Below are 20,166 nucleotides of genomic sequence, written 5' to 3' on the forward strand. Positions count from 1 at the left end.
GTGTCAGTCCCCCAGATGGAGCGTGAGTTTGGTGACGGCGAACGCCTCGGCGTACCGGGCGTGGCATTCGACGCCCCGGATGCGGGCGAGACCGAGGAAGGCCTCGCGGTCGTACCAGGGGCGGTGCCGCTGCGAGGGGTAGTGCTCCCGCAGCAGCCGCACCTTGTGCTCGGCCCCTTCGGGCGTGAGCGGCTGGTAGGCCTGCATCCGCCCGAGGTCGCCGTCCCACTTGACGATCTCGTAGCCGAGCACGAGGTGGTCGCGGAACGCGGTGGGCACGAGCCGGGCCAGCCCCCGGTGGTCCTGGTGGGCGTCGTCGGTGCGCGGCGCGAGCACCAGCTCGGGGTCGCTGCGCCCGCGCAGCTCCTCCACGGCGGCCTTGGCCTCCTCCCACTGCGCGGGAAACCGCCCGTCCGCCAGCTTCAGCACGGTCAGCCGCAGGTCCGCATCGGGACAGAAGGCGGTGAGCGCGGCCCGCTCCTCCTGCTCGCGCCCGGTGCCGCCGCCGGTGAGCACCAGCGCGTCGATCCGGATGCCCGGGCGTGCCCGGCACAGGGTCAGCAGGGTGCCGCCCGCGCCGATGGCGATGTCGTCGCAGTGCGCGCCCACCGCGACGACCCGCTCCAGGGCGCCCGCGCCGAGCCCGATCACGCGTCCGCCCGCACGGCGTCGCGCTCCCACACGGCCCACGGGCGCTCGCCCCGGGCGTACGCGTCGTCGAGCGCGGCCCGCTCCTTCACCGTGTCGGTCGGCTTCCAGAAGCCGCGGTGCCGGTGCGCCACCAGCCGCCCCCGCTTGGCGAGCCGGCCGCAGCCGTCCGCGACCAGGTCGCCGCCCTCGGGGAGGTGGTCGAAGACCTCCTGGCGGAGCACGAAGTAGCCGCCGTTCTCCCACAGCGGCAGCTCGCTCACCGCCGTGATGCCGCCCACCAGGCCGTTCTCCCCCAACTCCACGCAGTGGAAGGAGGACTGCGGCGGCACCACCATCATCGACGCCCCGGCGTCCCGCCGGGAGAACTTCTCGATCATCTCCGGCAGCGGGGCGTCGGTGAGCACGTCCGCGTAGTTGGCGAGGAACATCTCGTCGCCGTCCAGGTGGTGGCGCACCCGGCGCAGCCGTTCCCCGATCGGCGACTCGATGCCGGTCTGCGCGAACGTGATCGTCCAGTCCGCGATGTCGGTGGACAGCAGCTCCGTCCGGCCGCCGCGCAGCACGAAGTCGTTGGACGTCGTCTCCTCGTAGTGCAGGAAGAAGTCCTTGATGTGGTGCGCCCCGTACCCCAGGCACAGGATGAACTCCCGGTGCCCGAAGTGCGCGTAGTAGCGCATCACGTGCCAGATGAGCGGACGCGGCCCGACCATGGCCATCGGCTTCGGCACGTCGTCGGCCGCGCCGTTGCGCATCCGCATCCCGTACCCGCCGCAGAACAGGACCACCTTCATACCGCGCTCTCCTTCACCGGCAGGACCTCCACGACGCTCAGTTCCGGTATGGGAAAGACCAGACGGCCGCCCCAGTCGTGCACGTACGACAACTGCTCGGTCAGCTCCTCCCGCAGGTTCCACGGCAGTACCAGCACGTAGTCCGGCCGGTCCTCGGCGATCCGCTCGGGCGCCAGGACCGGGATGCGGCTGCCGGGGGTGAACCTGCCGTGCTTGTACGGGTTCCGGTCGACCGTGTACGCCAGCAGGTCGGGTCGGACGCCGCAGTGGTTGAGCAGCGTGTTGCCCTTGCCGGGCGCCCCGTAGCCGACGACCGTCTTCCCCTGCTCGGCCGCCTCGATCAGGAACCGCAGCAGGTCCCGGCGCACCTTCGCCACCCGGGCGGAGAACTCGGCGTACCCCGACAGCTCCTGGAGCCCGGCCGCCTTCTCCCTGTCCAGCACGTCGGCGACGCGCCGGGACGGCGCACCGGCCGTTTCCGCCGGCCTCGCCCACAGCCGGATCGAACCGCCGTGCGTGGGCAGCAGTTCCACGTCCACCAGGGCGAGCCCGCCGCTGGCCAGCGCCCGGCTCGCGGAGGCGACCGTGTAGTACTGGAAGTGCTCGTGGTAGATCGTGTCGTACTGGTTCTCCTCGATCAGCGTCAGCAGGTGCTGCACCTCGACGCAGACCCAGCCGTCGTCGGCCACCAGGGCGCGCAGCCCCCGGGTGAAGCCGGTCACGTCGGGGATGTGCGCGTACACGTTGTTCGCCACCACCAGGTCCGCCGGACCGTGCTCGGCGCGCACCGCCGCACCGGTGGCGGGCGACAGGAACTCCGTCAGCGTGGGCACCCCCGCCTCCCGCGCCGCGGCCCCCACGTTCACCGACGGCTCGACGCCCAGACAGCGGATCCCCCGCTCCACCACGTGCTGCAGCAGGTACCCGTCGTTGCTGGCCACCTCGACGACGAAGGAGTCCGGGCCGAGCCCCACCCGCTCCACGACCCCGGCGACGAAGGTGCGCGCGTGCTCCACCCAGGAGCTGGAGAAGGAGGAGAAGTACGCGTACTCGCTGAACGTCTCCTCCGGTGTGATCAGCGGCGGAAGCTGCACCAGCCAGCACTCCGTGCAGACCCGCAGGTGCAGCGGGTACGTCGTCTCCGGTACGTCGAGCTGCTCCGCCGCGAGGAAGCTCTCGCACGGCGGGGTCGCCCCCAGGTCGACGACGCTCACCGGCGCCGCCGCGCCGCACAGTCGGCATCGTGTCATCTGCTGTCCCCATCCCCATCCCCGCCCGCGTCCCGAATCCGCCGCGAGCCCGCTGTCCCCACCGGTGACGCGCCGTTCGCGCCACCGGACGCCCGCCCCGCGATCGCGGAGCGGTACCCCTCCACCAGACGGTCCAGCCCGACGGACGGGCTGAACCCCTGCTCGTAGCGGAGCCGGGCCGCCCGGCCCATCTCCGCGTTGGCCGCCGGGTCCGACGCGACCAGGCGCAGGCAGGCCGCGAGCGAGGCCGCGTCGCCCGGCCGGTGCAGCAGCCCGCCCACCCCGTCCTCGACCAGCTCGGTGAAACCGCCGTGCCCGGCGGCCACCACCGGCACCCCGGCCGCCATCGCCTCGGCGGCCACCAGGCCGAACGTCTCCAGCGCCATCGAGGGCGCCACCACCGCCACCGACCGCGCGACGGCCCGGCGGCACTGCGCCGGGTCGTACAGGCCCACGTACCGCACGTCGGCGCGGCCCGCCGCCCAGGCGGCCACCTCCCGCTCCAGCGGGCCGGCGCCGGCGATCACCAGCGGCACGCCCGGGCCGCCGTCCGCGGCGAGCCCGTCCCACGCGGCCATCAGCAGCCGGACGCCCTTGGCCTCCGACAGCCGGCCCAGGAAGAGCAACTGCTCGCCCGCGCCCCGGCGGTACACCCCCGGGTCGGGCACGAAGTTGGGCTTGAGCGCCAGCAGCCCGGGCGGCAGGCCCGCCCGGGCCAGCAGGTCGAGCTGGGCCCGCGAGATGCAGAAGAACCGCTCGACGCCCGTCCACCACCGCCGCCGGTTGACCGCCATGCCCACCGCGAGCGGCACCGTCGCCAGCCGCGAGTCGCGGTAGCAGCCGTGCCGCACGGCGGGCAGCGGCGAGCGGGCCGTGACACACGCGGTGCACGGCCGGCCGCCGCGGCGCAGCGTGCCCGGCGGGCAGATCTGGTTGTAGTTGTGCAGGGTGGCCACGGCCGGCACCCCGGCGTCGGCGCAGGCCGCCAGCACGGCGGGCGACAGCAGCGGGAACACGTTGTGGACGTGCACCACGTCCGGCCGCTCGGCGCGCAGCCGGGCGGCCAGCTCGGCGCGCACCGCCGGGTTCCACGGCACCAGCAGCGGCACGGCGGCCTTGCCGAGCAGGGAGCGGGCGGCGATGTCGTCGCTGCGTCGCTGGAACACGCCGACCCGGTGGCCGGCCGCGCGCAGCAGCTCCACCTCCTGGTCCACGACCCTGTTCTCACCGCTCGGCTGCGCCGAGGAGTAACGGTTGTGCACCACCAGCACACGCATGCTCATGTCAGCCTCCGGGCCCGGCGCGGAACAGGTCGTGGGGGAGGGGCGGGCATCCCGGGGCGGGCGGTCCCCGGGACGTCCCCGGCGGGCGCCGCGAGCAGCGAAGCGGCCAGGGCCAGGTGCAGCAGGTACGCCGACGCGTCGCCCAGACCGGCCTCGGTGTACGACGAGATCCCGACGTAACTGATCAGGAAGAGCGCGCAGGCCCGCTGCGGCGACGGCGGCCGCAGCAGCGCGACACCGCCCAGGACCAGGTACATCGCGGCGACGATCGCCGTGCCGGTCAGGCCCTGCTCGTCGTAGACCGCCAGCCAGCTGTTGTCGATCGGCAGCCCGCCGAAGGACTTGTCGCTCAGGCCCGTGCCGAACAGCCGCTCGGTGAGCGTCCGGGGGGCGTCCAGCAGCGCGTCCCACACCGTGGCGCGGCCGGTGAGGCTGGTGAAGTACTCCTGCGACTGCCCGCGCAGGAACCACGCCTGGAGCGCGGACGCGAACCCGACCGCGGCGACCACGGCGCACACCACCGTCCAGGCGAAGAACCGGCGGGCCGCCGAACTGGTCAGCACCAGCGAGCCGATCGCCAGCACCAGCCCGGCCAGCATGCCGATCGTCGCCGTCCTGGTGTGGGTCAGCACGAGCAGCACCAGCGACGGCACGACCACCGCCAGCGCGCCGCCCCACGAGGTCCGGCGGTCCAGCGCCAGCAGCACGGACAGCCCGACGACCACCGCCGCGTACTGCCCGATCTGCGGCGGCGTCAGCGGCCACAGCGCGCCGACCAGCCGCCCCCCGTACAGCTCGGGCAGGGCGGCGCCCGGTGAGACGATCAGCCCCGCCACCACCGACACCAGCACCGCGAAGTACATCCGGACGTGGGTCCGCACGAACGCCGTACCGCCGTCCCACCAGCGGCTCAGCAGCCACAGCGTGGCCACGAACAGCGTCAGCCGGCCGCACCGGAACAGCGCGCCGAACCCGGACTCCAGGGTCGCGCTGGAGAGCACGCTCGGCACCAGCAGCAGCGTCAGCAGGAACAGGAAGGCGCTCGGCCGGACGCTCGCCCGCGGGTTGACCGCGAGCGCCAGCGCGAACGCGGCGGCCAGCGCCCCCATGGTGACCATCTGGATGAGGGAGCGCGGGATCGGGAAGACGGTCTGCGCCCCGGCGCTGCCGAGCACATTGAGCCCCAGCAGCGCCCAGGCCGCCCGGGCGGCCCCCGGCGGCCCGGCGGGACGCGGCTTTGGGCCGGCCCCGTCGCGCAGCGGGTCGGCGGCCACCTCAACCACCCGCCCGCGGCGTGAAGGTGCTGCCGGCGTCCTGCCGGTACGGCGCGTCCTGCCACTGCGCGGCGTCGACGCGGACCGCCGGGTCGTCGGCGACGAAGCTCCACGGGCCGCGGTACTCGTTGTCGTGCCAGCGGTTGTGCTGCCGGTGGATCAGCGCCTCGGAGACCGCCTTGGCCTTGTACGGCGACCAGTCGGGATAGGTGCCGTAGTTCGACAGCACCGCCGTCCGGGCGCACTCCGTCGTGCACCCCAGGGCCGCGCCGTCCAGCACGAAGCGGTTGTGGTGCACGTCCACCCGCTGCGTCTTCCACCGGCAGTCGTCGTAGAGCGGCCGGTCGGCGATCGCGGGCCGCGCACAGCTCCCGGTGTCCTTCACCAGCAGCGTGCAGTATCCGGTCGAGGTGTTGGCGGGGCTGTTGCAGAACCGGTTGGCGTTCTCCCACAGGGTGATCCCGTTCCAGTTGTTCTCCAGCAGGTTCCGGTAGATCTCGATCCTGTCGGTGCGGGCCTTCACGCGCGGCTCGCCGCCCGCCTCGGAGACGTAGATCGTCGCGTACGGGAACGGGTCGCCCCGGTCGGCCAGCCTGCGGCCCTCGACCACGTTGTTCCGCCGGAAGGTGTTGTTGCGGATGATCGTGTTGTAGCTGGTCTCGTACATCAGACCGGTGCCGTCGTTGGCCTCGATGAGGTTGTTCTCGAAGAGGAAGTCGTTGTTGTTGTTGTCGGCCCACAGGCCCGCGCCCCGGTTGTGGTGCACCCAGTTGCCGCGGACGTCGGCCCCGTTGACGGCCCAGAACTTGATGCCGGCCGTGCAGCCGCAGCCGGGGCGCCTGCGCTCCCAGTCGTCGGTGTTGTTGCCGGTGATCTCGTTCCCCTCCACCACCAGGCCCCGGACCGTGTCGCCGTCCTTGTAGCCGTTCACGCCGTACTGGCCGTTGTTCCGCAGGCAGTTGGCGCGGATCCGCTGGCGGGCGCCGACCATCATGGCGGCGCCGGAGTTCCGCTGGAGGGTGCTGTGCTCGATCACCCAGCCGTCGGCGGAGCTGGTGTTGACCACGCCCTCGTCCTGCGGCGGGACGAACCCCTGCACGGTCAGGTGGCGCAGGGTGACGTCGGGGGCGGGCCCGCCGAACGCGTACTGGTTCACCTTGGCGCCGTCGAGCACCGCGCCCGGAGCGCCGAGGTAGGTGTTCCCCTTCTTCGGCAGCACCTGGGCGTACTGCTTCGGCACGAGCCGGTGCGTGCCCGGACGCAGCCAGAACGTGGTGTTCTCGGGGCTGCTCGCGGTCTTGGCGGCCAGGTCGCCGACCACCGAGGGGTCGACGGTCACCGCACCGGGCGGGGCCTGCGCGGGCCCGGGGGCGGGCCCGGCGCAGATCCGGGCCACGGCGGCGGGCGCACCGGTCGGCGCGGACGCGGCCGCCGGCGGCCGCCCGTCGTCCGGCGTCCCCGTGCAGCCGGCCACCGCGAGCACCAGCAGCGCCGCCGATGAGGTCCGCAGCCGCCCCGGCGTCCTCACGCGTCCCCCCGGTCGCCGAACCCGAGCACGGTGACGAACCGCTGCCCGTCCTCGGTGAACCCGGTGCCGACCAGCGTGGTGGCGGGTTCCTTGCGCCCGAAACCGGGGGAGTACCAGCCGAGCGGAGGCCGGCTCTCGCCGCGGTGCGCCCGCCACTCGAGCCGTCCGGGCAGGTCGAGCACCGCGGACCGCTCCTCGCCGTCCCGCGTCCAGCCGAGCCGGGCCCGCCCCGCCTCCAGCTCGGCGGTGACCTCCGGCCCGAGATGGAACGCGAGACGCACCGCCCGGCGCGGCCCGCGCACCTCGTCCACGATCCGCAGCTCCCGGGCCTGCGCGGCCAGTTCGACGTCGCGCCGGTGCACGGACCGCCCGTACCCGTCGTGCTCGGCGGACCAGCGGGACGCGGTCGCCTCCCGCACCCGGGTGCGCGCCTGCCGGGTCCACAGGAAAGGACCGCCGGAGGCGGACTGGTCGACGCCGTCCAGCTCCAGGGTGTTGTGGCCGAGCGTCGAGCGGAAGTACGCCCGCCACCGGGGCTGCCCGTGGTAGCAGTACGTCCCCGGGTCGGCCAGCACGTCGACCCCGTCCTGCCGCACCTCCACCGACAGCGCGTCCGCGTGCGCGTGGGCGGCGATGGACAGGAACCCGTGCGGCCCCCCGTCGCAGCGCACCCAGATCTTCCCCGGCCCGCGCAGCAGGGTCAGTCCGGCGTCGGCGAAGTGGTGGGGACGCGCCGCCGGACGTGTCACGCCCTTCCCGTACGGGCGGACCAGCGCGGCCAGCAGCGGGGTGCGCACGTCGGCGGCCGCGACGGGCGGCCACCAGGCCGGGCGGCCGAACACGGCGTCCCCGGTGCTCAGCAGCGACGCCCACCGGTCGGTGCCCGGACCGTCCACGACCAGTCCGTGCCCGTCGTCGGCGTCCCCCTGGCGCGGCGGCCGCAGCCGGTCGTCCACGACGGCCGCGAGCGCGTCGGTCATCCGTAGCAGTACCAGCCGCACCGTCGCCGGGACCGGCACGCCGGCGGCGTCCGCCTCGGCCAGCGCGGCCAGACCGAGTTCCAGGACGAGACCGTGGTACTCGGTGGCCAGCTCCCGGTTGAGCCCCGAGGGGAAGGTGTTGGCGCGCAGGTGCCGCTCCAGCGACCGCAGCGCGTCCGCCCGCCACCGCTCCGACGCGGCGAACCAGTCGAACGCGCAGGCCGCGGCGAACTGCCCGGCCGCCTCCGCGATCACGTGGTTGTTCGCGGAGGAGCCCCGGCTGGGGAAGGCGGCCAGCCAGCGCTGGTGGTGCCAGATCTGGTCGCGCGCCACCGGATTGCCCTCGAACAGGGCGGCCGCGCCCCGCCATCCGTCGAGCAGCCGCCGCACCCACACCCAGGACAGCAGCCGGACGCCCAGCTCGATGCCGCTGATCCAGTGCACCCCGCGCAGCGGCGCGTTCGCCGCCCACCACGACGTCAGGTGCGCCGCCACCCGCTCCGCGTACCGGTCCTCGCCGGTCACCGCGTAGGCGGCGGCCAGCACGGTCAGGTACTGGTGCCGCGACAGCTCCCAGATCTGCTTGATGTCCCCGGACAGCTCCTCGTCCCGGTAGGGCAGCCCGAAGGCGTACCCCCACGGGGCGTGGCGGCCCGTCCTCGGGTCGTACCACCAGTCGGGGTCCACGAGGTCGCCGCGCTCCACCCCGAAGTACGTGACGCGCCCGGCCATCAGCCGGTCCGCCTCCGCGACCAGGCGCGCCGCCGCCTCCTGCGGCACCGCCTTCAGCGCCCCGGCGGGCAGCACGGCGGTGAAACGGGCGCCGGCCACGGGCGGGCAGTGCGGCCGGTCCGACCGCCACCGCCGCCTGCGCACGGTGTCCAGGGCCCGGCCGCCCATCTCGCGGGGCCCCATCCGGGAGAGCCGCCGCAGGTACCAGCCGGGGCTCGGGGTCATCGCGTCCTCGCCAGCGTCACCGGGGCCCCGCTGCGCAGCCCGGTCCCCACCGCGAGCGTGGCCGCGGTGGTGGCGGCCAGCGACTCCAGCGGCACCGGCATCGGGCCCCCGGAGCGCACCGCCCGCACGAACGCGGCCAGTTCGGCGTGCTGCCCCTTGTCCCGGGCCCTGGGCAGCCGGGAGCTGACCCACCGCTTCTCCCCGTGCACCGACGCCCGTACGAAGTCGTCCAGCCGCAGCACCCTGCCGTCCGCGACCAGGTCCAGGGTCTCCTTGGGGAAGCCCGCCGCGCCGGTGGTGACGTAGCTGAGGGCGGCGGTGGAGGCGTCCGGGTAGCGCAGGACGACCTGGAGGTCCTCGCCGCCGGGCGGGGCGACGGCGTACACCGACACCGGATCGGCCCCCAGCAGCCAGCTCGCCGTGTCGATGAAGTGGCCGCCCTCACCGGCGAACCGGGAACCCTCGGTGTCCTGACGCGCATACCAACTGCCCCGCTGGAGCGGGCCCGCGTTGATCAGGTAGCGCAGGCTCGCCGGGCCCGTCCGCTCCCCGAACCGCCGCTTCGCCTCCTGGAGCAGCGGCGCGAACCGGCGGTTGAAGCCCACCTGGAGCCGGTCGTTGCCGGACTCCTCCACCGCGGCCAGGACGTCCGCGAGTTCGTCCTCGGTGAGCGCGAGCGGCTTCTCCACGAACACCGCCTTGCCGCTGAGGAGCGCCCTGCGGGTCAGCGCGGCGTGCGAGCTGTGCCGGGTGACCACGAACACCGCGTCGATGGCGTCGTCGCCGAGCACGGCGTCCAGGTCGGTGGTCGCGCGGCCGAAGCCGAAGGTGCGCCGCGCGTTGGCGCCGGACAGCGACGTCGTGGTGACGACCGCCGACAGCTCGACGCCCTCGCGCCCCGCCAGGTGCGGCAGCAGCATCGACGTCGCGTAGTTCCCCGCACCGACGAAGGCCAGCCGCACCGGCGTCCGGGCGGACCGCGTCCCGGCGGGCGCGGCACGCCGTACCTCCGGCACGGTCACCGAAGGCGCCTCCGCCGTCCCCGCGCCCCGCGGATACCGGAACAGCACCGCCACGGCCCGCAACTCGCCCTCCGCCAGGCGCCGATACGTCTCCACCGCGTCCGCGAAGCCGGCGACGTGCGAGATCAGCGGCTCCACGTTCACCCGCCCCCGGGCCATCAGGTCCAGGAAGCACGCCAGGTTGCGGCGCTCCGTCCAGCGCACGTAGCCGATCGGGTAGTCACGGCCCTCCAGCTCGTACGACGGGTCGTAGCGCCCGGGACCGTACGAACGCGAGAAGCGGACGTCGAGCTCCTTCTCGTAGTACGCGTTCCACGGCAGGTCCAGGCGGCACTTGCCGATGTCGACGACCCGGCCCCGGTCCCGGCTGAGGCGCGCGGCCAGCTCCACCGGCTGGTTGCTGCCGCCGCCGGCCGCCAGGTACACCTGGTCCACGCCGTGCCCGTCGGTGAGCCGGGCCACCGCGCCCTCCACGGCCGCCGACGTGGGATCGCCGCAGGCCACCGCGCCCAGGCGCTCGGCCAGTTCGCAGCGCCCCCGGTCCGGGTCGACGCCCACCACCCGCACCCCCGAGGCGGTCAGCAACTGCGCCACCAACTGCCCGATCAGCCCCAGTCCGATGACGAGGGCCACCTCGCCGAGCTGCGGCTCCCCCTGGCGCACCCCCTGCAACGCGATCGACCCGACCGTGCCGAACGCGGCCTGCCGGGGAGCGAGCCCGTCCGGCACCGGGGCGCAGAGGTTGCGGGGCACCCAGTTCAGTTCGGCGTGCAGCGCGTGCTCGTTGCCCGCGCACGCCACCACGTCGCCGGCCTTCACGTCGTCGACACCGGCGCCGACCCGCTCGACCACCCCGCACAGCGAGTAGCCCAGCGGTGTGTACGAGTCGAGCCTGCCCATCACCTTGCGGTACGTCGCGGGCACCCCCTGGGTGGTCACGCTCTGCATGACCTTGGCCACCTGGTCCGGGCGGGAGCGGGCCTTGCCGAGCATCGACATGCCCGCCTCGGACACCTTCATCAGCTCCGTGCCGGTGGAGATCAGCGAGTACAGGGTGCGCACCAGCACCCCGCCCGGTTTGCACCCCGGCTCCGGCACGTCGAGCAGTGCCAGCTCGCCGCTCCGGTAGTTCTGCACAACCTGCTTCACCCGAACTCCTCAGATGTCCTCAGCCGTCGTCCGGGCGCTCCGGCCCGAGGTCGCGTCGCGGTACCAGTGCTCCAGGGTCAGCACGTGCCACAGGTGTTTGGAGAAGTCCCGCCGCCCGGCCGCGTCCTCGGCGACCATCCGCGCCAGCGCGTCCCGCCGCAGGAACCCGGAGCGCACCAGCACCCCGTCGTTGACCACCTCGCGCACCAGCGGCGCCAGATCCCGGCTCATCCAGGCCCGCAGCGGAGCGCTGAACAGGCCCTTGGGCCGGTACACGATCTCCTTCGGCAGGACCGGGACGGCCGCCTCCTTCAGGACCGCCTTGCCCTGCCGCCCGGCGATCTTCCGGCCGCCCGGAAAGGCGAACGCGGCCCTCACCACCTCGACGTCCACGTACGGCACCCGCACCTCCGTCGAGGCGGCCATGCTGGAGCGGTCCGTGTACGCGAGGTTGAGACCCGGCAGGAACATCCGGGCGTCGCCCAGGCACATCCGGTTCACGAAGTCGTCGAGGTCGTTGTCCGCGTACACGTCCGCGTGCTCGCCCAGCACGTCGTCGACCGTGCCCGCGAGGTCCGGGCTGATCAGCGCCAGCAGCTCCGCCCGGTCGTACATCGTGTAACTGCGCCGGAACGCCTCCTCCTCCGGCAGCTCCGCGAACGACAGGAACCGCTTGGCGAACCGCACCGACCGGTACCCGCGCCGCGCCGTGGCGACCGGCAGCTTGTCCACGGCGCCGCTAATCCCGCGCCGCAGCGGGCGCGGAACCCGCTGGTAGCGCACGGCGACCAGGTTGGCCAGGTGCTTGCGGTACCCGGCGAACAGCTCGTCCGCGCCCATCCCCGACAGCATCACCTTCACCCCGGCCGCCCGGGCCGCCCGGCAGATCAGATACGTGTTGATCGCGGCCGGGTCGCCGATCGGCTCGTCCAGGCTGTACGCCATCCGCGGCAGCAGGTCGAGCACGTCCGGGGCGATCTCGATCTCGTGCAGGTCCACCCCGAACCGCCGCGCCACCTGCCGGGCGTACCGCAGGTCGTCCGGCATCGCCTCGAACGCGGCGTCCGCCGCCCGGAAGCCGATCGTGTACGCGGAGATCCCCGACCGGTCGCGGGCGGCCAGCGCGGTCAGATAGCTGGAGTCGAGACCGCCGGACAGGAAGGTCGCCACCGGCACGTCGGACAGCAGGTGCCGCCGGGTCGACTCCGCCACCACGGCCGCCAGGTCCGGCAGTTCACCGGAGCGCGCCCGCGCCTGGCCCTCGGCGGCGACGTCCTTGAGGTTCCAGTACCGGCCGCGCCGCACCTGCCCGTCGGCCCGCACCCGCAGCCAGCTCCCCGGCGGCAGCTTCTCCGCACCGCGCAGCGCGCAGCGGGATTCGGGCACCCAGTAGTAGAGGAGCGAGGCCACCAGCGCCGCGTGGTCCACCGCCGGCGCCCCGCCCGTCACGGCGGCCAGCGCCTTCAGCTCCGAGGCGAACACCAGGCCCTCGCCGCGCCGGACCAGGAACAAGGGCTTGACGCCCATCTGGTCGCGGGCGAGCACCAGGTCGCCCGTGCGTTCGTCGAAGATCCCGAAGGCGAACATGCCGCGCAGCCTCGGCAGGCAGTCCGTGCCCCAGCGCCGCCACGCCTGCAGGAGCACCTCGGTGTCCGACGTGCCCCGGAAGCGGACCCCGCGGGCCGCCAGCTCGGCGCGCAGCTCGGGCGCGTTGTACAGCTCGCCGTTGTAGGTGAGGGCGAGCCCGTCCCGGACCATCGGCTGCGCGCCGGTCTCCGACAGGTCGACGACGGCGAGCCTGCGGTGCCCCAGGTGCACCGACCCGTCGCCCGCCGGACGGTCGTAACGGCCCGCCCCGTCCGGGCCGCGGTGGGCCAGGACGTCGGTGAGCCGGTCCGTGACGGCCTTCCCGTCCGGCCACCGGTACGCCCCTGCGATGCCACACATGATCTACCGCACCTCCCTGTCGTCGTCCGGAACCCGTGCGGCCCGCAGCGGCAAGCGCTCCGTGCGCGGCTGCGGCACCCCGTTCGGCCTGCCCTGCTCCTCGTGGCCGTCGGCCCGGTCGGCGGGGCCGCACGGCGCGGTGGGCACCGGGTCCCACAGCGTGCCGTCGGTACGGTCGCGCGGATCGGGGTCGACCAGCACCACCCCGAGCACCGGAAGGCGCTGGTCGGCGAGCTGCCGCGCCACGGTGTGCAGCCAGGCGGTGCTGCCGTGCCCGGCGCGCACCACCAGCACGGTGCGGGCGCCGAGGTACCGCAGGTCGGTCCACGCGGTGCCGGGCGCCACCGAACCGACGCCGATCCGGCGCTCCTGCGGCAGCACGGCCCCGGCCCGCTCGCCGCCGACCACGTCCGGGTCCCCGGGCTTCCGGCGGAGCCCGGCCGGCCGCTCGCCCGGCAGGCCGTCGACGACGGCCACGGGCCCCTCCCGCCCCAGCGTCCGCGCGAGGTCCAGGGCGATCGCACCCGTGGTGCGGGCGCAGCCCAGTTCCAGGAGCGACAGCGGCTCCACCGAACCCCGCACCGTACGGGCCAGCGACGACACCAGCCGGGCCCGGGCGGCCCGGGTCGCGCGCCGCCGCCACAGCCGTCCCGGCCGTCCGGGCAGTTCCGCGACCACCGAAGCGCCGAGGTGCGCGGCGATGTCCCGGCGCAGCACCGGGCGGTCCCCGACCACCGCGCCGACCGCGGCCAGCGCGACACCCATGACGAGCCCGAGGACCAGACCGAGGCCGCCCCTGGTGGCCAGCCCCTTGGGCAGGGAGTGCCTGAGCGCGCGCGGGGCGTCCACGATCTGCGTGCCGGACACCAGCCGGGGCGTCCCGGTGCCCGCCTCGGCGGCCCGCTGGTCGAAGTCGGCGATGCGGGAGTTGAGTTCGGCCCGGCGGGCGTACAGGGTCTCCACACCGGCCGCGCCCTTCGGGTCGGTCGTCGGGGGCTGCTGCCCGATCGACTCGTTGACCCGGGCCAACTCGACGCGCATCCGGTCGCGCTGCTCCAGCAGGGCTCCGGCCTCGGCCTTCGCGGTCTCCCGCATCCGCCGCACGTGGTCGGCGACGAACGCCCGGGCCAGGGCGCCGGCCCGGGCGACCGCCTGGGCGTCGCTGTCGCCCGTCACCTCGATCTGCAACAGGTTGTTGGTGAGGCCGACCGCCGTGCAGTCCTCCAGGAAGTCCTCCGGCCGTTCGGCGGAGCCCAGCGAGCGCAGGGCCGCGCCGGCGACGCGGGTGGTGCCCAGGAGCGCCACGTCGGTACGGATCAGCGTCCCGGTGTCATTGGGCTGGTCCTCCCGGTGCGTGACCAGGACCTTGGTCACCGCGGTCGGCGCGGGCGGCAGCAGCACCGCGAGCGCCGTCCCGCCCAGCAGCCCGAGCAGAGCCAGCGAGGACCACAGGCGGCGGCGCCTGCGCACCGCGGCCACCAGGGCCTGGAGGTCGATGAGCGGAGCCGGGGCCGTCCGCTGCGGCGCCGGGTGCGCCGTCACGTCGAGGCTCCCGTCGCGCGGCCGCTCACCGCGAGTTCGGCGGGAGCGCCGTCCGGGGGAGCGGGGGCGGCCCGCGCCGGGCGGGAGCCGACCGTACCGGCGACGACGACGCCGACGAGGTCGTGGCCGCTGTCCGCGCAGGCCTCCGCGATCCCGGCGAGCTCATCGGCGGTCCGGGTGCCCGCGCTCAGCACGACCAGGGCGCCGGCCTCGGCCTCGCGGTCGGGCACGGTGGGGCGGACCACGGCGACCTCCACCACCCGCAGGGCCGGCCGCGGCGCCTGCCAGGCGTGCGCGGCCTCCTCGACGAGCTGCCCGGCGGCCCGGCCCGCCACCGGATCGTCCTGCGGGACCACGACCAGCACCCCGCCCGGCACCGGCAGCCGCTCCCGCAGCCGGGCGCACACCCGCCGGTGGCGGATGCTCCGGTCGGCGTCGTCGCCGGACCGGTGCGGCGGCGGCACGTCCCACCGGGTGTCCACGCCGAGCAGCCGGCGCGCCCCGCCCAGCGGGCCCCCGCCCCCCGGCCGCCGCGCACGCGGTTCCTCCGGTACGTCGACGGCGCCCAGCAGCGCCGAGCCCAGCGCCGCGGCGATCTCCGGGCCGGTGCGCGGGCGGCGGTCCGCCCGGGCGGCGGCGAGGTGCCCCACCACGGCCAGCAGGAGGAACAGCCCGGCCCCGGCCGCGACGAGCTGCACCCGGGTCGGCGGCGTCTGCCCCGCAGGCCGGGCCGCCGGACCCATGACGACCATGGCGGCCCTGTCGTTCGCCGGGTCGGCCTCGGCGAGCTTCTCCATCGCCTTCTCCAGCGCGGTGCGCAGCCGCTCCAGCGAGGTGCGGGCCTGCACGCTCTCCACCGACCGCCCCGGATCGGCCGCGCCGGCCAGCTCGGTGATGCGGCGGTTGGCCTGCACCACCTGCTGCCGCAGCGCCTCGGCCTCCGCGTCGGAGTCGGTGCTGCCGCCCGAGATGCGGGTGGCGAACAGGACGAACTGCCGGGCCAGGACGTCGGAGAGCCGCTGGGCGCGCGACGGGGTGTCGGCCGTGCCGGAGAGCTTGATGATGTTCCCCTCCGCGGCCGACGCCGCCACCCGCTCCCGCAGCTCCTCGCCGTCCACACCGCTCCAGCCGAGCGCCGCGGCCGTGCGGTCGGCCACCACCGAACTCGTCGCGATGTCCACCTGCGTCAGCAGTTCGCGCTGCTCCCACTGCCCCGGCAGCAGCACCGAGGCCGACGCGGTGTACCGGGGCGGGAACACCACCGAGACGCCGTACCCGGCGAGCGCCCCCACCAGGGTCAGCACCGCGAGAATCCGCCACCGGCGGCGCAGCATCCGGCCGATCGTGGCGAGGCGGATCGTGTCGTCGCTCAAGGGCGCGGCCTCCTTCGCACCCGGCTCGCCGGCCCCCGCGCCGGACGTGCGACGCGACCACGGCACGCGGCGTCGTAGGCCGCCAGGAGCTGCGCCTGCGAGTGGCGCCAGGACAGCGCGCCGCCGATCCGCTCCTGACCGGCCTTGCCCATGAGCTCCCGCCGGGCCGGATCGTCCAGCAGCTCCCCGATCAGCCGGGCGAACGCGGCCTCGTCGTTGGCGGGCGCGTACACGGCCGCCGCACCGGCCGAGACGCGCGCCTCCACCAGGTCGAACGAGACGATCGCCCGTCCCATCGCCATGTACTCCAGGACCTTGTTCATGGTCGACACGTCGTTGAGCGGATTGCGCGGGTCGGGGGAGAGGCACACATCGGCGGTGGACAGGTACCGCACGAGATCGGCGTCCGGGACGCGCCCGGTGAACTCCACCTGCTCCGCCAGACCCAGCTCCCGGGACAGAGCCACCATCGCGTCGAAGGCGTCCCCGGAGCCGACGAACACCGCGTGCCAGTCGGCCCGCCCCAGCCCGTCGCGCAGCTCCGCCAGCGCCCGCAGCGCGTAGTCGACGCCGTCCTGGGGGCCCATGACGCCCAGGTAGCACAGCAGATGCGGCTTGCCGCGCTTCAACTCCGCTTCCGGCGGCACCGGTCGGAAGCGGTCGGACTGCGGCGCGCTGCGCACCACGAACACGTCCCCGGGCCGCTTGCCGCCCCGCCCGATCGCCGTCTCCCGGTAGCTCTCGTTCGTGGCCAGCACGATGTCCGCGCTGCGGTACGTCCAGCGCTCCAGCGCGCACACCGCCCGGTACAGCAGGTCCTCGCCCCGGCCGAACCGCGACAGGTACAGCTCCGGCACCAGGTCGTGCTGGTCGAAGACGAACCGCGCCCCCAGCCGCTTGAGCCGCAGCGCCACGAGGAACAACAGGTCCGGCGGATTGCACGCGTGCACCACGTGCACCGGCCCGACCCGGCGGGCCAGCCGCGCCGTGTGCCACAGCGCGGCGGCGTACTCGCGCACGTACCCGGCGGGGCCGCCGGTGGCCGCCCGCAACGGGTAGCGGTGGACGCGCACTCCGTCGACCAGCGCCTCCGCCTCGGTGTCCCGCTTCTCGCCCCGCGGGCAGACGACGTGCACCTCCCAGCCCGCGTCGCGCAGCGTCGTGCACTCCTGCCACACCCGCCGGTCGAACGGCACCGACAGGTTCTCCACCAGGACCAGCGCCCGGCGCGCCGCCCGGCCTCCGCTGTTCTCGTCACCACGCAAGGCCCAGATACCCCGGTTCGGTACGACGCGTCTCGGCGTCGGGAAGACGGACGAGGTCGACGATCACCGGACCGTCGCCGTGCGGCAGCGCCGCCAGGACGGCCGGGTCCCTGGTGCCGACCAGGCACACCTCGGCGAAGTCGAGCACCTCCGCCACGGACTCCGCGAGGAGCTGCGCCAGGTGCGGCAGCCGGTTCTCGATGTACTCGCGGTTCGCGCCCAGCAGCCGCGACAGGCTCACGTTCGCGTCGTAGATCAGCAGGTCGTACCCCTTGCCGAAGAGCCGCTCCGCCAGCTCCACCAGCGGGCTCTCGCGCAGGTCGTCGGTGCCGGGCTTGAAGGACAGGCCGAACAGGCCCACCCGCCGCTTCCCGGTGCGCCCCACCAGGTCCACCGCACGCTGCAAGTGGTCGGCGTTCGACGGCAGCACATGGGAGAGGATCGGCACCGACACGTCGGCCCGCTGCGCCGCGTACACCAGGCTGCGCAGGTCCTTGGGCAGGCAGGAACCCCCGAAGGCGAACCCGGGCCGCAGGTAGGCGGGACTGATGTTGAGCTTGCGGTCGGCCAGGAAGACGTCCATCACCTGGTGCGAGTCCACGCCCAGCGCCTGGCAGACCGCGCCCAGCTCGTTCGCGAAACCGATCTTGAGGCCGTGGAAGGCGTTGTCCGCGTACTTGATCGCCTCGGCCGTCGCCACCGGCACCCGGAACACCTCGCCGGGCAGGTTCGCGTACAGCGCGGCCACCGTGTCGCCGCTGGCCTCGTCGAGCTGGCCGATCACGGTCTTGGGCGGGTCGAAGAAGTCCCGCACGCTGGTGCCCTCGCGCAGGAACTCCGGGTTGACCGCGACCCCGAAGTCCACGCCCGCCGTGCCCCCGGCGGCCTTCTCCAGGATCGGCACCAGCAGGTTCAGACAGGTGCCGGGGAGCATGGTGGAGCGGAAGACGACGGTGTGCCGGGGGCCCGCCGGGTCCCGGTCGGCGAGCACCGCGCCGATCTGCTCGGCGACCCGCTCCAGATAGGTCGTGCACAGGCTCCCGTTGGACTCCGACGGCGTACCCACGCAGACGAGCGACACCTCGCTGCCGAGCACCGCCTCGCGGACGTCGACGGTGGCCCGCAACGCCCCCGACGCCACCACGTCGGCCGTCAGCTCGCCGATCCGTTCCTCGACCACCGGGGCCAGGCCGTCGTTGACCAGGCCGACCTTGACCCGGTTGACGTCCACCCCGACGACCTCGTGCCCCGTGCCGGCCAGGCACGCCGCCGACACGCAGCCCACGTAACCGAGTCCGAAAACGCTGATCCTCATGCCCCGTTCCTCCCCCCGGGCAGGCCGCCGCGGCCTGCGGTACGTGCGTGGCGGGCCATCAGTAGGCCCCGTGTCCGTGCAGCACCGCTCGCAGCGTCTTCCACAGGATCACCGCGTCCAGGGCGAGCGACCAGTCCTCCACGTACCGCAGGTCCAGGCGCACCGCCTCCTCCCACGGGAGGTCGCTGCGTCCGCTGATCTGCCACAGGCCGGTCAGCCCGGGCTTCACCAACAGCCGCCGCCGGATGTCCGGCCCGTACGCCGCCGACTCCTCCGGCAGCGGCGGCCGCGGGCCGACCAGCGACATCGACCCGGCCAGCACGTTGAAGAGCTGCGGGAGTTCGTCGATGGAATACCGGCGCAGCACCGACCCCACCCGGGTCACCCGCGGGTCCCGGCGCACCTTGAACAGCAGGCCCGCGCCCTCGTTCAGGGCGGCCAGCCCCGCGCGGTCCCCGTGCGCCCCGGCGACCATGGTGCGGAACTTGACGATGGTGAACTCGCGGCCGTCCTTGCCGACCCTGCGCTGGCGGTAGACCGCCCCGCCCCGGCTGTCCACGAGGACGAGCAGGGCGACCAGCACCATCAGGGGAGCGAACAGCAGCAGCAGGAACGCCGCCCCCAGCCGGTCCACGACCGCCTTGACGACCCGGTGGCCGCCGGTGAACACCGGCATGCTGACCCGCAGCAGCGGAATGCCCAGCACCGCGTCCACGTGCAGGCGCGGTCCCGCCACCTCCATCAGCACCGGCGCCACGACCATCTCGGCCTCGCTGCCTTCGAGGTTCCAGGCCAGGCGCTGGAGGCGGTGCGGCGACCAGTGCGGGTCCGGGGTGACCGCGACCACCCGGTAGCCGTCGCGGCGCACGTGGTCCGCGACGTCCGCGAGCCGGCCCACCACCGCCACCCCGTCCACGTCCAGCCCGTCCCCGCCGAACCCGAGGCCGTCCCCGGTGCACACCCCGTCCACCCGCCAGCCCAGGTGCGGGAACCTGCGGGTCCGGGCGATCAGGTCACGCACCGTCTCCGGGCTTCCCGCGGCGAGCACCGGCCGCAGACAGCGGCCCTCCTTGCGCTGCCGGTGCAGCCACAGCCGCAGCAGATAGCGGGCGACCATCGTGACGACGACGATCATCGGCATCGCGACGAAGATCCAGAGTTTGACGTTGCGCGAGGTCGTCGCGATTCCGCCGAGGGCCAGGATCACGGTCGCCATGAACAGCGAGCGGCTGAGCCGGCGGAACTCCTCCGCCCCCTGGCCGAGCACACCGGGGGCCCACGACCGGCTGGCGGCGAGCGAGCCCACCACGAGCAGTTCGGTGCCGACGGCGAGGATGTTCCACTTCTCGTGCCAGTCGGCCGCGTCCCGTACGCCGAAGAAGTTGCCGATCGTGAAGACCACGACGGCGGTGGCCACGGTGTCGCCGACGATCACGGTACGTCGGTACCGCTGCTCCCAGTCGGCCGTCGGCCTGCTGATCGACCCGTTTCCCGGACGCCGCTGCGCCGGCGGAAACGGGCGGACTAAGTCCCCTCGCTGCACCGGACCCCCCAGGCCGCCAGTGATTCGACGCGTTCACCCAACACCGCTTCCTCCCCCCGGGAGACCCCCCGGTCCCCGCGCTGTTCCTTCCGTGCGGGACGCCCCCCGGCCTCCCGCGCCGCGCTGTTCCTCATCGTTCTGCACGCGCAGGGCGGCTGCCCGGCGCGCGTGACGTGCTGAACCATTTCGGCGGTGCTGGAACAACTCACCCCGGCGGCAGGGGACTCAGATGCCCTGCCGGTCGCGGGCGGGCCGGCCGTGTGCAGGACCGGACCTATTGATCATTAACGGTTGCT

At 74.3% G+C, this 20,166-nt stretch carries 14 protein-coding genes; all 14 read right to left on the reverse strand.

The window, feature by feature from the left end:
- Window positions 1-3: 3 nt before the first annotated feature.
- Genes ACIP93_RS23890 through ACIP93_RS23955 form a run of 14 tightly spaced genes read right to left on the reverse strand, consistent with a single transcriptional unit; the run spans window position 4 to window position 19,870 of the window.
- Complete coding sequence (locus ACIP93_RS23890; protein ID WP_401761533.1) at window positions 4-651, reverse strand: PIG-L deacetylase family protein; 648 nt, start codon at window positions 649-651, stop codon at window positions 4-6.
- Window positions 648-1,442, reverse strand: a complete 795-nt coding sequence (locus ACIP93_RS23895; RefSeq protein WP_345226003.1) for a glucose-1-phosphate cytidylyltransferase — start codon at window positions 1,440-1,442, stop codon at window positions 648-650. Before ACIP93_RS23895 ends, ACIP93_RS23890 begins: the two co-directional genes overlap by 4 nt.
- Window positions 1,439-2,692, reverse strand: coding sequence for a class I SAM-dependent methyltransferase (locus tag ACIP93_RS23900; protein WP_401761535.1), 1,254 nt, complete (start codon window positions 2,690-2,692; stop codon window positions 1,439-1,441). Before ACIP93_RS23900 ends, ACIP93_RS23895 begins: the two co-directional genes overlap by 4 nt.
- Entirely contained in the window at window positions 2,689-3,969 is a 1,281-nt protein-coding gene (locus tag ACIP93_RS23905; protein ID WP_401761747.1) for a glycosyltransferase, read from the reverse strand. Before ACIP93_RS23905 ends, ACIP93_RS23900 begins: the two co-directional genes overlap by 4 nt.
- Window positions 3,970-3,971: 2 nt before the next feature.
- Window positions 3,972-5,258 (reverse strand): O-antigen ligase family protein, encoded by a 1,287-nt coding sequence (locus ACIP93_RS23910; protein WP_380837520.1) that lies wholly within the window; start codon window positions 5,256-5,258, stop codon window positions 3,972-3,974.
- Complete coding sequence (locus ACIP93_RS23915) at window positions 5,251-6,777, reverse strand: right-handed parallel beta-helix repeat-containing protein (RefSeq protein ID WP_401761537.1); 1,527 nt, start codon at window positions 6,775-6,777, stop codon at window positions 5,251-5,253. Before ACIP93_RS23915 ends, ACIP93_RS23910 begins: the two co-directional genes overlap by 8 nt.
- Window positions 6,774-8,714 (reverse strand): alginate lyase family protein, encoded by a 1,941-nt coding sequence (locus ACIP93_RS23920; protein ID WP_401761539.1) that lies wholly within the window; start codon window positions 8,712-8,714, stop codon window positions 6,774-6,776. The genes ACIP93_RS23915 and ACIP93_RS23920 overlap by 4 nt, the downstream gene beginning before the upstream one ends.
- Window positions 8,711-10,885: a bi-domain-containing oxidoreductase gene (locus ACIP93_RS23925; RefSeq protein WP_345226011.1), complete on the reverse strand. Its 2,175-nt coding sequence runs from the start codon at window positions 10,883-10,885 to the stop codon at window positions 8,711-8,713. Before ACIP93_RS23925 ends, ACIP93_RS23920 begins: the two co-directional genes overlap by 4 nt.
- A gap of 9 nt (window positions 10,886-10,894) precedes the next feature.
- Window positions 10,895-12,832, reverse strand: coding sequence for an asparagine synthase (glutamine-hydrolyzing) (gene asnB / locus ACIP93_RS23930; RefSeq protein WP_401761541.1), 1,938 nt, complete (start codon window positions 12,830-12,832; stop codon window positions 10,895-10,897).
- Window positions 12,833-12,835: 3 nt separating this feature from the next.
- Window positions 12,836-14,374, reverse strand: a complete 1,539-nt coding sequence (locus ACIP93_RS23935; protein ID WP_401761543.1) for a Wzz/FepE/Etk N-terminal domain-containing protein — start codon at window positions 14,372-14,374, stop codon at window positions 12,836-12,838.
- Window positions 14,371-15,747: a Wzz/FepE/Etk N-terminal domain-containing protein gene (locus tag ACIP93_RS23940; protein WP_401761545.1), complete on the reverse strand. Its 1,377-nt coding sequence runs from the start codon at window positions 15,745-15,747 to the stop codon at window positions 14,371-14,373. The genes ACIP93_RS23935 and ACIP93_RS23940 overlap by 4 nt, the downstream gene beginning before the upstream one ends.
- The gene (locus ACIP93_RS23945; protein ID WP_401761547.1) at window positions 15,744-17,012 is read right to left on the reverse strand and encodes a glycosyltransferase family 4 protein; all 1,269 of its coding nucleotides are present in this window, start codon (window positions 17,010-17,012) and stop codon (window positions 15,744-15,746) included. The genes ACIP93_RS23940 and ACIP93_RS23945 overlap by 4 nt, the downstream gene beginning before the upstream one ends.
- Window positions 17,002-18,327 (reverse strand): nucleotide sugar dehydrogenase, encoded by a 1,326-nt coding sequence (locus ACIP93_RS23950; RefSeq protein ID WP_345226023.1) that lies wholly within the window; start codon window positions 18,325-18,327, stop codon window positions 17,002-17,004. Before ACIP93_RS23950 ends, ACIP93_RS23945 begins: the two co-directional genes overlap by 11 nt.
- 58 nt (window positions 18,328-18,385) lie before the next feature.
- Window positions 18,386-19,870 (reverse strand): sugar transferase, encoded by a 1,485-nt coding sequence (locus ACIP93_RS23955; protein WP_401761549.1) that lies wholly within the window; start codon window positions 19,868-19,870, stop codon window positions 18,386-18,388.
- Window positions 19,871-20,166 lie beyond the last annotated feature (296 nt).

The sequence above is a fragment of the Streptomyces sp. NPDC088745 genome, from assembly GCF_044751045.1.
GTDB classification, from domain to species: Bacteria; Actinomycetota; Actinomycetes; order Streptomycetales; family Streptomycetaceae; genus Streptomyces; species Streptomyces cremeus.

What these genes read in the sequence shown, in the direction of transcription:
- ACIP93_RS23905 (WP_401761747.1), bottom strand. Translation starts at nt 3,969, where the DNA reads ATGCGTGTGCTGGTGGTGCACAACCGTTACTCCTCGGCGCAGCCGAGC.
- ACIP93_RS23900 (WP_401761535.1), bottom strand. Translation starts at nt 2,692, where the DNA reads ATGACACGATGCCGACTGTGCGGCGCGGCGGCGCCGGTGAGCGTCGTC.
- ACIP93_RS23920 (WP_401761539.1), bottom strand. Translation starts at nt 8,714, where the DNA reads ATGACCCCGAGCCCCGGCTGGTACCTGCGGCGGCTCTCCCGGATGGGG.
- ACIP93_RS23895 (WP_345226003.1), bottom strand. Translation starts at nt 1,442, where the DNA reads ATGAAGGTGGTCCTGTTCTGCGGCGGGTACGGGATGCGGATGCGCAAC.
- asnB (WP_401761541.1), bottom strand. Translation starts at nt 12,832, where the DNA reads ATGTGTGGCATCGCAGGGGCGTACCGGTGGCCGGACGGGAAGGCCGTC.
- ACIP93_RS23950 (WP_345226023.1), bottom strand. Translation starts at nt 18,327, where the DNA reads ATGAGGATCAGCGTTTTCGGACTCGGTTACGTGGGCTGCGTGTCGGCG.